The organism is Synechocystis sp. FACHB-908, from assembly GCF_014698595.1.
Classification (GTDB): domain Bacteria; phylum Cyanobacteriota; class Cyanobacteriia; order Cyanobacteriales; family Microcystaceae; genus Synechocystis.
On record NZ_JACJTH010000023.1, the window covers coordinates 1 to 13967 of the forward strand.

A 13967-nucleotide genomic window follows, 5' to 3' on the forward strand; every position below is an offset into this window, starting at 1 on the left:
TTTGTTGGGCTTAAATCTACTCTATTTAACCATCTGTATATCGAGACTTTTCCTATTTTATATATCTTGGAAGCCTCAGTTATTTTTCCTCCAGCTTCTATATAAGCTACTACTCTTTGCCTCAAATCTAAACTGTAAGCCATTGTTTAAACCTGTTCATCTTGTACACCCCATGATTTTACATTAAATTCTCTCATCGCTAATTGAAATGACTATAACTAAAACTTGCTCCTTTACCCGATCGTTAGATACTCTGTTTAGGTAGCAAAAGCGTAGCAGCGTTACCCATTGTTTTAAAGTATTGAAGGAATTTCTGATGACCTATGACAACACCGATCCCAAACAACATTCATCTTTAAAAGTTATCTATCGTTTTTTGGGAGGGGCTACAGTTGGTGCTCTTGTACTGCTAATTCCTGTGACATATTCGACATTTGACAATTTTGGACTTGTTCAGGTAGGTGTTGCATCATTGCTAGTTACATTATGTGGCTTACTGTCAATTGTTTGGGGTGAAAAATTTATTGACGTGGTAATGCGAATGCTGAATGGTACTGGTCTCTAGGCGAGTGCGATCAAGTAGTTCATTTAGACTAATTGCTAGGTTGTTAACGCCAATTTCCGCAGATCCCCTGCCATCGATTCACCCCCAATAGCCTAAAATGAAGCCTGTTGCCCCAAGAAGCTTTTTCGCTATGGATTTTTTGGAATTTATCACCGCCTGGGAAGGAAAATGGCTTTCCCAACGTACTAATTATAGTTTTGAGCAAAATGAAGCGGGCAATGCCAAATCCGATGTGACGGTGCAAAGGTGGGATAGTCAAACTGAGCTTGGGCGATCGCTCCTGGAGCGGGCCGGGTTAAAAAATCAAGGGGAGTTAATCCTGCTACAACTGAGTTGGGATAATTCCGTAGACTGGGGCAAGTCCAAACAAAAGGGCACCATCTATTATGGCTTTTTACCCGATGCTGACCATGGAGATCGGGGTCAACTATGGCGGGGCACAACGAATTCCAACTTGGCTTTCCTAAGGGGTGATTATCATTTAGGTTCTGATGAATGTTTGACCCTAAATCTAGGGGATGGGGAGACTAGTTTAACGGAAAGGCATTGGTATGCTAGTCCTAATCTCCGACTCCGCACCAGTTTGATCCAGCAGGGAGAAGGTTATAGTCATAGTGCCTTCTATTCTGATATTCGTCGTTTGCCTCCGGCAGAGTAACAGTTATCAAGTACAAGTAATAATTATCCTCAACCCGAACCGATTATTCCATGGCATTTTTTAAAGAAGACCCGGCTTTGGGGGATATGGCCCAGGCTATTCTCGAAACTACTTGGCAAACTTTCCCCCAACTTCAGCGGGATCAAATTGCCTTGACTTGGTTGGTTTATGACGCTCCAGTGGTGGTTAATACCGGGGGGGCGATCGCCGCCAATGAGTTTTGGCAATATCCGGTGCGGGGTTTTAGTTATCGGGGCATTGAACGTATTTATCCCGCCAGTGTGGTGAAATTGTTTTACCTGGTGGCCATGGCGGAATGGTTGGAAGGAGGCATGGTGAATGATTCCCCGGAGTTGGACCGGGCCGTGCGGGATATGATTGTGGACTCCAGCAACGATGCCACTAGCTTAGTGGTAGATATACTCACTGGCACCAGCAGTGGGCCCATGTTACCCCCCGGACCCTTTGAAACTTGGCAGCAACAACGCAATATTGTGAACCGTTATTTTCAATCCTTGGGCTGGGAGGAGTTGCAGAATATTAATGTCAACCAAAAGACCTGGGGTGATGGTTACTATGGCCGGGAAAGGGCCTTTGTGGGGGAACTTTACGAACAGCGCAACATGTTAACCACCAATGCTGTGGCCAGGTTATTACACAGTATCATTGGCGGGGTGGCGGTGTCCTCAACCCGTTCCCAACAAATGATGCAATTACTTAAACGAGATTTAACGGCCGCTCCGGCTCCTTTGGGGGAAGATAACCAAATTACCGGTTTTCTCGGTGAACCATTGCCTAAAGATGCCCAAATGTGGTCTAAGGCCGGTTGGACCAGCCAGGTGCGCCATGATTGTGCCTACATTGAAATTCCCCACCAGAGTCCCTATCTTTTGGTGGTGTTCACGGAAAATTCTGCCCTCGCTGGCAATCGCCGCCTATTGCCGTTTATTTCCCAAGCCTTTGCCAATGCCCACTAAATCAGAGCCATGGCTGCCGATTTTGAAACCTCTAATCGACGCTGGTTAGATAAACTTCCCAGGAATTTAACCGATAGCGCCCGTTCTCTCCATCCCCGTACCCTTGTGGCGGCCATTGTGGTGGGGCTGATTACCGGTGTATTGGGGGCCGGTTTTAAATCCGCTGTGAACAATATGCTCCAGTGGCGATCGCAATTAGCACAAATACTTGCCCCCATACCGCCCTTGGCTTGGCTGGTCACCGCTCTGATCAGTGGTGGCATGGTAGCCCTCAGCTTTTGGTTAATGAAACGTTTTGCCCCGGACACCAGCGGCAGTGGTATTCCCCAAATTGAAGGGCATTTGGAAGGGAAACTTCCCCTGGTCTGGCAGAGGGTCTTGCCTATCAAATTAGTGGGGGGATTTTTATCCTTGGGAGCTGGTATGTTGGCGGGATTTGAAGGGCCAACGATTCAAATGGGGGGAAGCATTGGCCAGATGACTGGGGGGTGGTTCAAGGCAACTCAAGAGAATCAACGAATTTTAATTGCAGTGGGAGCCGGGGCCGGTTTGGCCACCGCTTTTAATGCGCCCCTGGCAGGGGTAGCTCTGATTGGGGAAGAAATGCATCCTCGTTTTCGTAGTCAAACCTTGGCGTACCATAGCCTACTATTTGGCTGTGTGATGGCCACTATTATTCTCAGAATGATTCGAGGGCAGTCCGCCATCATCAGCTTGACTGAGTTTAAACGGGTTCCCCTGGATTCCCTCTGGATGTTCATTATTTTGGGGATTTTATTTGGGGTGATGGGTTACACCTTCAACCGGGGTCTATTCAAAGTACTAGACTGGTTCGATCGCCTGCCGCCCCTAGCAACTAAATGGAAAGGGTTTTTGCTCGGTTCCATCATTGGCATTTTGTCCCTATTTCCCCTACCCCTCACCGACGGGGGAGACAATGCAGTGCTCTGGGCTTTTAACAGTCAATCCCATTTTTCTACACTCATACTGGTGTTTTGTGGCAGATTTTTGTTAACCCTGATCTGCTACGGCTCCGGGGCAATTGGCGGTATTTTTGCCCCCATGTTGGGCATTGCTTCCATTGTCAGTGTAGCCATGGCGAGACATTTCCATTTACTCTTTCCCAGTCAAATTCCTGAACCCGCTGTAATGGCGATCGCCGGCATGGGAGCTTTAGTAGCGGCAACGGTGCGAGCCCCATTAACTGCAATTCTGTTAACCATAGAAATGACGGACAACTATTTTGTGATTTTGCCTTTGTTAGTTACCTGCCTAGTGGCCAGTGTGGTGGCGGAAGCATTGGGGGGTAAACCCATTTATACAGTCTTGCTAGAAAGAACTTTAGCTAAACAAAACCGTGGCTAAGATTTATTGTCTTGACCCCGATTCTTTTAGCGAAGGAAAATCTGGCCTCCCCTTTGAACCTTGGGTAAACCCGTGGGGTCTAAACCCCCGTAACCGCCAAAGAGGTAGGTTTTGTTGGTTAAGCCCTTAGTCAATCCAGCGGTAGAAGAAAACGAAGCTAGCATGATCCAGCGAAGTCAGCAGGGTGATGCTGAGGCCTTTCGTCAACTTTATCGTCGGTACCAGGCTAAAGTACGTTCTACCCTTTATCAACTTTGTGGACAGCATCAACTCGATGATCTAGTTCAGGAGGTCTTTTTCAAAGTGTGGAAAGGATTGCCCAAACTCCGCAATCACAATTTTTTTGCCACCTGGCTTTATCGCATTACTTGGAATGTGGCCCAGGATGCCCGTAAACAATTGGGGCGATCGCGCCAACGGATTCATCAACCCAGTACTGCCTTAGCCGACAACGAAGGGGAAATATCCCTGCAATTGTCTCGGCCCGAGGACAGTCCCGATCTGTTGCAACTCCATTACCAGGATTTGGTGCAGCAAGGCTTGGCTACCCTCAGCTTTGAGCATCGCACGGTGTTGGTGCTCCACGATCTGGAGGATTTGCCCCAAAAGACCATTGCGGAGGTACTAAATTTGCCTGGGGGTACTATCAAATCCCGTTTATTCTATGCTCGGCGGGCCATGCGGGAATTCTTGCAGCAACAGGGAGTTCAAGATGTCTTTTAACCCTTTTAATACCGATCAAGAGACAAAACTGAAGCACTTTTTGCAGGCCCATCGCCCAGGGGTTCCCGCTCCCTCGCCGGCACTAGAGGAGCAGATTTTGCAACGGATCAAGCAATGTCCCCGCCGTTCCTTGACCCCTAGTTTGTCTTGGCAATGGCTGGGGGGAGGAGTTCTACTCTTCGGCCTAGTGGGGGCAGGGCTTTTCGGTTGGCGATCGCCGATGCAAACGGCCGAAGAACCGAACATGGCGGAACTGGAAGCTTTCCTCCAGGAAACTTGGTCTGGCTCCATCTACCCCGACAGCGTCAACGGAGCTAACCAGGATTGGTGGTTACTAAGCGATCCCCCACGGGAATAAGACAATTTGTACTTTTCAATCACTTTTCAGTTAATTTTCTGAGGAACTTGCTCATCATGAAAAACATTATTATCGCCGGTTTGCTTAGCGGTTTAGCTTGTACTGTCAGCACCATGCCCGCCATGGCCCAAAATCAAAATCTGGATTTACATTGGCAAAGTGGCGATACCAGCGAGCAAATGCTAGCCCAATGGGGCTGGGGCAACAAAAAAGGTGGCCAGGGCCAGTGGATGGAATCCCTTGATTTAACTGATAGTCAAAAACAACAACTGGAAGCCATTCGCCAAAAATATCAAGGCCAAATGCAATCTCTGTCGGAGCAAATGCGTACTAGCCAAAATGAATTACGCACTCTGATGTCTGGCAATGGCAGTGACAGCGAAATCCGCGCCAAACACAACCAGGTGGCTAATTTGAGGCAACAACTGGGGGAACTGCGCTTCAACAGTATGCTGGAAAGCCGTCAAGTATTGACCCCGGAACAACGGCAAAAATTTTCCCAATTAATGCAGGAGCGTCGCAATAGTCGTCAAGGTCGCCGGGGCATGGGCAACCAACAATAAATCAGCGATTATTTGACCAATTGATAACGCCGTTTAAATTCCCGTTGTTGCTGATTGTGGTCCACTATGGGTTCTGGATAATTGACCGATCGCCGTGACCCGGGGGTAAGTTTGCCGGTTAACAAGTCCCCCGTGTCGAACCGGGCCAACTGGGGCAACCACGTGCGGATATATTCCCCCTCTGGGTCAAACTTTTGGGCTTGGGTATGGGGGTTAAAAATCCGTAGGGGTTTGGGGTCCATGCCGCTGGAAGCACTCCACTGCCAGCCTCCATTGTTGGCCGCTAGGTCTCCGTCGTAGAGGGTCTGCATAAAATACAGCTCTCCCCATTGCCAATTAAGAATCAGATCCTTAATCAAAAAACTAGCCACAATCATGCGGCAACGATTGTGCATCCAGCCCGTTTGATTCAACTGAGCCATCGCTGCATCAATGATCGGGTAACCAGTTCTGCCTTCGCACCAGGCTTGGAAATGGTCTTGGTTTTCCTCCCAGGGAAATTCCTGAAACGGCGATCGGTAAGGTCCCTGGGCCAATGCAGGAAAGCTGTAAAGGCAATGTTGGTAAAATTCCCTCCAGGCCAATTCCTGTTGCCAAGTTTCAATGCTAGCCCGGGCTTCCTCACTGCGGCTTTGCTCCCACGCTTCTAGGGTAGTCTGCCACAGGGTTCGTGGGGAAATCACACCAAATTTGAGAGCGGCACTCAGTTGAGAAGTGCCATCTAGGGCTGGGAAATTACGATTTTGCTGATATTCCTCCAACCCATGGGCCACAAACCAGTCCAATCTTTGCTCAGCTGCTTCTTCCCCCGGTGTTAATGGGAGAGGTTGATCCCAGATAAAACCTAAATCCGCTAACTGGGGTATGGCCAGGGGCTCTAAAGGAGCTAATTTTTCCTTTTCTGCTGGAGTTAAACCCTGTAAATCCTTGGGCGTGGGTACCGGACTTGTTTTGGGCAGTTGGGACCAATTTTTCCAAAAGGGAGTGTAAACCGTGTAGGGGCTGCCCGCTTGGGTCAGCACTTCCCCTGGATGGTGCATGAGTTGATCCCATTCCGTGGCGATCGCCAAACCCCTTTCCCGTAGAGCCTGGGCCACTGCTAAATCTCGCTTTTGGGCGTAGGGTTCCGTGTCTAAAGTCCAAGTAACACCGTGGGCACCTAAGGTATTGGCCAATTTGGGCAACAACTGCACCGGATCTGCTTGGAAAACCAACAACTCACTACCGAGGCGCTGGTAATGATCCTGTAAAGATTGTAGGCAACCGAGCAGGTAAGCCACCCGGGCCGGAGCCATATCTTCCGCTTGCAGAATTTTGTTATCCAGACAAAAGACACCGACAATTTTGGCAGTTTTTTGACGGGCCTTGGCCAAAGCTAAATGATCATTAAGGCGTAAATCCCGGCGGTGCCACAGCAAAATTAGGGGATGGTCAGACTGGTCAGACATGGGAAACAAAATCAACTGCCTCCCCATTGTGCCGTTTTCCCTAGCTTGTTACTAGGCAGGGGAGCTCAAATGGTTTTTCCAGAGAATTAGGGCATCCTCCCCATCGGGGTAATAACGTTTTCTGCACCCCGCCAACTGAAACCCAAATTGATGGTAAAGGTCCATGGCAGCCTGATTGGATGCCCTCACTTCCAAAGTAGCCCTTTCCAATTGTCGGTGTTCCGCCGTTGCTAAGAGGTTCTGAAGAAGGATTTTTCCCAATCCCTGCCGGCGATGGGCCTGGGCCACAGCTAACAAAGTGATGTGGGCTTCTTCTAAAATTTGCCAAAATGCCCCCATGGCCACCAAGTTCCCCCTGGCTATTAAACGAATTCCCAACAGAACACTGTGGTCACTGTCCCATTCCCGCTCGTAACCCGCTAACGTCCACATGCCCCCCAAACATTGCTGGTCTAACTGGGCAAACTGGGGCAGTTCTTCCCTGTGGGGCCAAAAAAGATCATATTTGGGGCCAAGAAGCGAAACCATCAAGTTTTTACCTGCTCTTGCAGTTTTAATTCCAATTCTTTCAGTTGTTGCCGTTGGGTTTCCAGCTCAATTTGTCGCTTAGTCAAATCTAGATTTTTAGCGGCCATTTCCTGACGCCAAGCTTCTACCCTCCTCTTTTCCTGTTTTACCAAAGAGGAAAGAGCTTGATCCGAGGAAAAACCATTGGCATTGGGGACAATTTCCAAAATTTCCAGTAGCCAGTCCAGCCCATCCCGAATTTGTTCTACTTGCTGGTCGGCATCGGTTTGAACCAACACCAAAGACCCCTCAGTCCAATGGTCTGGGTTGCCCAGGGGCAGGGTAAAGTTGCTCCTTTGCCAACACTGATGATTCTGGCAACTGGCCAAAACCGTTAGTTGATGACAATTTCCCTGCTGGTCAATGGTAATTTGGGCGAAGTGTAACATTATTTTCCCAGGCTCGGGCCCATAGCCTTATTTTCCACAGTTTAAGCCATTGTTTGCTCAAGCTATGGTGGGGTTTACCGAAATTAAACTCTAGGGGCGCACTAGTTCCTTCTGCACGGTGGAAGTGCTCTGGGGATTGGGGGTATCGGTGATGAGTCGGGCCCCCCGGCCTCTGGTGAAATAATTCCAACCCCATTGCAACATGACAATTAGTTTATTGTCGAATTCAATCAGGTAATAAACGTGGGCCCAAACCCAGATCATCCAAGCCACCAAGCCGGTAAATTGGGCAAAACCAAGGTCAACCACCGCTTTATTCTGACCAATCACCGCTAGACTACCGTAGTCAATGTAGCGAAAAGGAACCATGATTTGTTCTTTTTCCGCTAACCGGGCAGGAATGAGTTTGGATAAATAAGCTGCTTCCTGCATAGCCACGGGGGCCACACCGGGTAGGGGTTGATCACCTTGGTGGGAATAATTAGCCAAATCCCCCAGGACAAATATATTATCAAAACTGGCCACACTCAAATCCGGGTTGACCACTACCCGACCGGCCCGGTCTAACTCGGCCCCAGTGCGATCGCCAATGATTTTACCGAGGCTAGAAGCCCTGACCCCAGCGCCCCAGAGCACCGTTTTTGTCACAATGGTTTCAGTTTGGCCGTTGTTATGCACCGTCACCTGTTCCGGGTTAATGTCAGTCACCATTCTTTCAGTCAACACCGTTACCCCTAGGTCTTCCAAATCCCGTTGGGCCCTGGCCGATAATTGGGGTTTGTAGGGAGGCAGTACTCGATCAACCCCTTCAATGAGCAAAATTTTTGCCTGCCTAGTGTCTATGCGATGAAAATTATCCTTGAGGGAACTATGGGCAATTTCGGCGATCGCCCCTGCCAATTCCACCCCGGTGGGCCCCGCCCCGACAATGACAAAGGTTAACCAAGCCTGTTGTCTTTCTGGATTACTTTCCTTTTCCGCCGCTTCAAAAGCCGCAAAAATTCGTTGGCGTATGGTCAAAGCATCTTCAATGGTTTTTAAACCCGGAGCCAGGGCAGCCCAATGGTCATTGCCAAAGTAATGATGACTAACCCCAGTGGCCACCACCAGCCAGTCGTAGGCAATAGGGGCATGGTCCTCCAACACCACTTTTTGCTTATCGGGGTCGATGTCAATGACCTTATCCATCAACACTCGAATATTTTTTTGTCCCTTTAGTACTCCCCGCAACGGTGAAGCAATATCCGCTGGGGAAAGACTACCCGTGGCCACCTGGTACAACAAAGGTTGGAAAAGATGGAAATTCCGTTTGTCAATCAGGGTAATATCCACCGGCGATCGCCGTAAATTTTTTGCAGTGTAAAGACCGGCAAAGCCGCCCCCGACAATAACCACATGGGGACGACGGGGAGAGGTGGGGGAATTCATAGCAACGGCGAAAATATTACGATTTGTTAATGGTAATCATTTCCTTGGGGATTACCGGTAATGGTTGTTACAAAGATATCGATTATTCTTGGCCAAACCCTGACGTTGGAACGTGTTTGGAAAGTTTTATTCCATCCTCTAAATTAACTCACTAAGGCTCCGGCAATACTGGGGGACTTTCAGTCAGTGTCCCCCCAAATTTGGGGGTCAAGGGGGCTTTTAAACAGGCTCTTAGATTCAGTTTAATGGTCTTACTTTCGGCAATAAAATTATGCTCAATACTCCATTGCAAAGGTTTTTAATCACAGAAAAAAGCAGTTAGCCTTTATCAAGAATATTTCTTGGGGGAATGGGGTTGCCTTGGTAAAAAGATTGTTTAAATTTGCCCAAACCAGCCCAGAGTGCAAAACCTAAGCCAGTCAACACTGTCAAGCCCAATCCCAGAGCGAAATTAGGAGCTAAGCCTAAACTAGCCACTGGCAAGCAAACCAAGCAGATAATGGCGATCGCGAGGCTCCCGGTTTGAATTTTTTCAATGTTAGCAAGGGCATTGCGGCAACTGTGGCAATGTTCAGTGTGGGAATGGTAACGATCCATTAATTGCTCTACCGATTGGCGATCAGGTAACGGACTATCCCCAAAGGGTTTGACTTGATATTGCTCAATCCAACGGTGAAATTCCGCCACAAACAAATCTGCTTTAGTGGGTAAGTAACAATCTTTTTCATAATTGGGCGATCCGCCTTTGCCCTGCACAAATCTTTCTTGGAAATGGAGAAAAATTTGGTCATCTTCCAACACCCGGTTTTGTCCTAAATGGGAATACCAACGGGGCGTGAAACCAATTACTAACCGGGGAAACTTACTAGGAAATTTAAAAGGAAAACGGGCGAATAAACGACACTCCCCTGGGCGAATCGGAGTAGCGTAAACCACCGTTAAAGTTCGACCAAATTGCTTTGAAGTTAAATCATGCCACATCAACCCCGGCGCAATGAAAGTGGTGGTTTGCTTGCCCAACGTACCTTTTCTTGGTCCCTCTTCCCAAATGCCGGTAAATCCCTGACGATCGCCATGGATAATCTCCAAATCCACCGGACTAACGTTACTGCGTTTACCAACGGTTTTATGGTGGGTGTAGGGAATATGGCTCGAATCCAACACATTTTCCATCAGGGTAAAGGCGTCGTAGGGCAAATCCCGAAAAGTATTGAGACAAACCCATTCAGACTGATCCCCATCCAACACATCCACCAAGGGGAGGGCAACTTTTTCTGCTTGATCAGTTTCCCCAGGAAAAGCAAAGAGCAAACCTTGAGCCACTTGGGTTGGCAGGGAACGCACACAGGCCCGTTTACTGGTGTGGGCTTGGCCTCCGGTATGTTGTTGAGGAATCGCTTGACATTGCCCTGATCCCGCAAAAGTCCAACCGTGGTAAGGACATTCCAACTGGCCAGCCTTGTTAATCCTACCTTCCGAAAGGGGGGCCAAACGGTGGGGACATTGATCGGCGTAAACCCGCCATTGTTGACTATTCGCTTCCCACCAGATCACCAAATCTTCTCCCAGCAGGGTAAAACGAGTTGGTTTGCGTTTGTCCAAATCCTCCTCGTAAGCCAGGGGATACCACACGGCCCGACAATCAAATTTGCTTTGGTCTAGTCCCCCTGCTGGAAAGGGAGCGTTGGCAACTGGAGCTTGGGCAGAGGAGGTTAACAAACTGGTCATAGGAAGAATTAGTGGATTCTCAGTCAGGGCACAGCCATAACCATTGGTGAATTATTAAGAATTGTAACGATTATTTCCAGTCTTTGGCTCCATTAAAAAACGACCGCCTCTCGCAAAAAGTTGAGCATGGCGATCGCCGTTATTGGAGTTATTAGTTCAGGAATCCCGAGCCATCGGGCAAGCAGGAATACCGGAATCTGACTAGTATTCTACTCTCGTATTTCCAAGGGTTGGGGGCAAATTGAACTCAAGCAGGGCAAGGAAATTTTTTCCACCATGGGGGTAAAACCGAGCCATTGGTGGGAAAGCTCCGCAAACTGTTGGGGGCAGCCACTGACAGTGAAACGGGTGGCAATGGACATTTCCGAATTCCGCAGTCCCATCACTTCCAATTCCTGACGGGCCGCTTTGACCACATGGCTGGCCGGGTCTACTAGGCGGATATGGGAAGGCAAAATCTGCTGAAAGACGGGGGTTAAATGACGATAGTGGGTACAACCAAATACCAGGGTGTCAATGTCTGCATCCAGAAGGGGTTGTAAATAGCCCTTGGCCACCTCTAGGGTGTAGGGGTCATGGAGGCGGTTTTGCTCAATTAGGGGCACAAATTCTGGGCAGGCCATTTGCCAGACCAATGCATCAGGGGTGATCTCGTGGATGGCATGGCGATAGGCGTTGCTGGCCGCAGTGGCGGGGGTAGAAATAACACCGATGCGCCGACCTTGACGCACTGCCGCCCGGGCCCCGGGGAGAATCACTCCCAAAATTGGCATATTGAATTCCTGTTGCACGGTTTCCAGGGCCAGAGCAGAACTGGTGTTGCAGGCCATGATTACCATTTTCACTTCCTCTGCTGCCATCCAAGTAAGGATTTCCCGGACATATTGGAGGATTACTTGCGGGGATCTTTTGCCGTAAGGTAGCCGTGCCGTATCGCCAAAATAAAGAATTGACTCTTTAGGTAATTGTCGATACAGCTCACGTAGAACGGTTAACCCACCCACACCACTATCAAAAACGCCAATTCGGCTACGCTGGGGCTCACGCATTTTGTATGGAACTATACCTGTTAATTAAGGAAAGATGCTTGTCATTGAAACACGAATAATAGATGAAGTAAATAGGTTTTGGTCACCATATCCTTCATATAAGTCAAGTTTCTCTGAATTTGAATTCTATGGACGAATAAGTCCTACCTTTGTTGCAGATACTCCAAAACTCCCCTGGCGATCGCCTGGGCCATCTGTTGCTGAAAATTGGGATCCGTAAGTTTGTAATTGTCTTCATTGCCGGTGACAAAGCCCATTTCCACTAGGGTGGAGGGCATGCGGGAATTCCGTAGAACGTAGAATCGAGCCTGGCGTACCCGGCGGTCCCGCACATTCAGGGAATTAACCACATTGCGATGGATTGCTTGGGATAGACCTGCATTACCATGGTAATAAATCTCAAAACCATTCACATCGGGACGGCCCATGCCCATGGAGTTGGCGTGAATACTGACAAATAAATCCGCTCCGGCTCGGTTGGCCATGTCGGTACGGCCCTGGAGGCTAATGAAATAATCCCCCGTGCGGGTCATCAACACCCGGACCCCCTGTTGCTCCAAATATCGTTGCAAGTATTGGGAAACAGCCAGGACTACATCTTTTTCTTGCACGCCTCGGATACCTATCGCCCCGGGATCCTTACCTCCATGGCCGGGATCCACCACCACCAAACGGCCTCCCCGAGGAACGGATGGTAAATTACCGGCAGGGGGATTGCTCCACTCCGGGGGAAAACTGGGGGTGGCATTGGCCGGCGGGGGCTGGACAGCAATGGAGATTTGATCCCCGCTATTCCCTCTGGGTGGATTGTTAGCAGGTAAATTTCCCGTAGGACGACTGGCAGTGGTATCGGAGATCAATTCCAGGGCATAAAGACTGCCCCCAGAACGGAACAGACGGCCAAAGCGACGGCCAGTGTTGGGCCGGACCAGAATTAAAACTGAATCGTTCGTTTCCTGACTAATATTAAGCTGATAAAGGGGGCCCCCAGTGGCCAACTCTGGACTTTGGAACTGGGGAGACAGTTGGGCCCGGTCTAAACGAATTTCGTAGTTACCGGTTAAACGATTGAAATTCCCCCTAGCATTAATTTGGCGATCGCCCCGGATGATCAATTGGCTATCATCCCTGGTCACTTCAATGGCAGTGATATTGGCGAGATTGCGGTTGGAAGCCTGACTTACTAGGCGATCATTAGGGCTTCTATTACCAGAAGAACTAGGGGAAGAATTGGAAGTGTTGTTACTGACCGGAACGGCCGCCGATCCAGGCGCTGGGTTAGCCCCCCCAGACCGGCTAATCTGCTTTGGGAGCAGCACTACGCCTCCCCCAACCCGACTATAGTAAGCATTCCAGCCGCCCCCACTGTCCGCCAGGGCCAGGGAAAGGCGGGGATTATTGGGATTATCGGAAAACTTAATTTCTTCAACACCGTATTGTCCCACGGGCAAAGACTGCCCCACCAAACTTTCTGGCAGCACCGCCCCATTGAGCTCAAAGTTAACCGTGGATTGGCGAGCATTGGGTTGGATGCGGATACCACTGTTATCGCCATTTTTATCCAGACGCACAAAAAGTCCGTTGCCAGTGACCTGTAAGTACTGCTGACCGGTGCTGGGGGGGTTAGCGGCACTCAAATTCTGAGTAGGCAGAGAAGATCCGTCGGGATTGGGACCAGGGGCATTATTGTTGCTGGCGGGAGCCAATTCTGGGGTAGGTAATTCCACCACCCATTGAGTCGGGGTAATGCCCCGGACTTTAACCTGTTGGGGATCAACGGTGTAGCCCGCATCCAGTTCAATCACCACCCTGGTGGTAAAACTATCCGGTTCACCGATGCGAATTTCCCTTACCCTTCCCCCTCCAGCTTGCCTGACGGTGGGGCCCCTCAAGGTTGTACCGGGCAAATCCACCACAATGCGGGTGGGATTGGGGATCAGTTGGGCTGTGGGCTGAACCCGGGAATCGGTGTAGAAAGTCAGCCGATTCTGGGACGCATTGAAATTCCAGTTAACTAACTGCCCCGCCATGGCTGGCAGACTGGTTAACAAGACCGACAGAAAGGTAAGAGCAAAACCAGGCAATCTTGACATAGGGACTTCTCAACTCAATAAACCGCTAAACCAACCTGTTGCCTTCCCCCGGATGA

The 13967-nt window shown here is 49.4% G+C and carries 15 protein-coding genes; 7 read left to right on the top strand and 8 right to left on the bottom strand.

Features of this window, described 5'->3' with window-relative positions:
• Nucleotides 1–143, bottom strand: a 143-nt coding sequence (locus H6G46_RS07680) for an IS630 transposase-related protein (RefSeq protein ID WP_242021173.1), incomplete at its 3' end; no start/stop codon positions are given.
• Between the two features lie 173 nt (nucleotides 144–316).
• Here H6G46_RS07680 and H6G46_RS07685 point away from each other — a divergent pair.
• From H6G46_RS07685 to H6G46_RS07715, 7 genes are all read left to right on the top strand, one after another.
• Nucleotides 317–565, top strand: a complete 249-nt coding sequence (locus tag H6G46_RS07685) for a hypothetical protein (RefSeq protein ID WP_041428174.1) — start codon at nucleotides 317–319, stop codon at nucleotides 563–565.
• Between the two features lie 97 nt (nucleotides 566–662).
• Nucleotides 663–1223, top strand: a complete 561-nt coding sequence (locus tag H6G46_RS07690; protein WP_010872426.1) for a phycobiliprotein lyase — start codon at nucleotides 663–665, stop codon at nucleotides 1221–1223.
• Between the two features lie 50 nt (nucleotides 1224–1273).
• Nucleotides 1274–2200: a serine hydrolase gene (locus tag H6G46_RS07695; protein WP_010872425.1), complete on the top strand. Its 927-nt coding sequence runs from the start codon at nucleotides 1274–1276 to the stop codon at nucleotides 2198–2200.
• Between the two features lie 9 nt (nucleotides 2201–2209).
• Nucleotides 2210–3565 carry a H(+)/Cl(-) exchange transporter ClcA gene (gene clcA / locus H6G46_RS07700; RefSeq protein WP_010872424.1) on the top strand — a complete coding sequence of 452 codons (1356 nt, stop codon included), beginning with the start codon at nucleotides 2210–2212 and terminating at the stop codon, nucleotides 3563–3565.
• Nucleotides 3566–3676: 111 nt separating this feature from the next.
• Nucleotides 3677–4288: a sigma-70 family RNA polymerase sigma factor gene (locus tag H6G46_RS07705; protein ID WP_020861689.1), complete on the top strand. Its 612-nt coding sequence runs from the start codon at nucleotides 3677–3679 to the stop codon at nucleotides 4286–4288.
• Nucleotides 4278–4646, top strand: coding sequence for a hypothetical protein (locus H6G46_RS07710; RefSeq protein WP_020861688.1), 369 nt, complete (start codon nucleotides 4278–4280; stop codon nucleotides 4644–4646). Before H6G46_RS07705 ends, H6G46_RS07710 begins: the two co-directional genes overlap by 11 nt.
• Before the next feature lie 56 nt (nucleotides 4647–4702).
• Nucleotides 4703–5209, top strand: a complete 507-nt coding sequence (locus H6G46_RS07715) for a Spy/CpxP family protein refolding chaperone (RefSeq protein WP_020861687.1) — start codon at nucleotides 4703–4705, stop codon at nucleotides 5207–5209.
• Between the two features lie 8 nt (nucleotides 5210–5217).
• Here the strand turns inward: H6G46_RS07715 and H6G46_RS07720 are convergent, their stop codons facing one another.
• The 7 genes from H6G46_RS07720 to H6G46_RS07750 form a co-directional block, all read right to left on the bottom strand.
• A complete protein-coding gene (locus tag H6G46_RS07720; RefSeq protein ID WP_010872420.1) occupies nucleotides 5218–6684 on the bottom strand; it encodes a deoxyribodipyrimidine photo-lyase, 8-HDF type in 1467 nt (488 codons plus the stop codon).
• A 24-nt stretch (nucleotides 6685–6708) separates the two neighbouring features.
• Entirely contained in the window at nucleotides 6709–7185 is a 477-nt protein-coding gene (gene rimI, locus H6G46_RS07725) for a ribosomal protein S18-alanine N-acetyltransferase (protein ID WP_010872419.1), read from the bottom strand.
• Nucleotides 7185–7613: a hypothetical protein gene (locus H6G46_RS07730; RefSeq protein ID WP_010872418.1), complete on the bottom strand. Its 429-nt coding sequence runs from the start codon at nucleotides 7611–7613 to the stop codon at nucleotides 7185–7187. Before H6G46_RS07730 ends, rimI begins: the two co-directional genes overlap by 1 nt.
• Nucleotides 7614–7703: 90 nt before the next feature.
• Nucleotides 7704–9041, bottom strand: coding sequence for an NAD(P)/FAD-dependent oxidoreductase (locus H6G46_RS07735; protein WP_010872417.1), 1338 nt, complete (start codon nucleotides 9039–9041; stop codon nucleotides 7704–7706).
• A gap of 318 nt (nucleotides 9042–9359) precedes the next feature.
• Complete coding sequence (locus H6G46_RS07740) at nucleotides 9360–10769, bottom strand: Rieske 2Fe-2S domain-containing protein (RefSeq protein ID WP_010872416.1); 1410 nt, start codon at nucleotides 10767–10769, stop codon at nucleotides 9360–9362.
• 209 nt (nucleotides 10770–10978) lie between these two features.
• Nucleotides 10979–11818: a glutamate racemase gene (gene murI / locus H6G46_RS07745; protein ID WP_010872415.1), complete on the bottom strand. Its 840-nt coding sequence runs from the start codon at nucleotides 11816–11818 to the stop codon at nucleotides 10979–10981.
• A gap of 143 nt (nucleotides 11819–11961) precedes the next feature.
• Nucleotides 11962–13911, bottom strand: a complete 1950-nt coding sequence (locus tag H6G46_RS07750; RefSeq protein ID WP_010872414.1) for an N-acetylmuramoyl-L-alanine amidase — start codon at nucleotides 13909–13911, stop codon at nucleotides 11962–11964.
• Nucleotides 13912–13967: the final 56 nt, after the last annotated feature.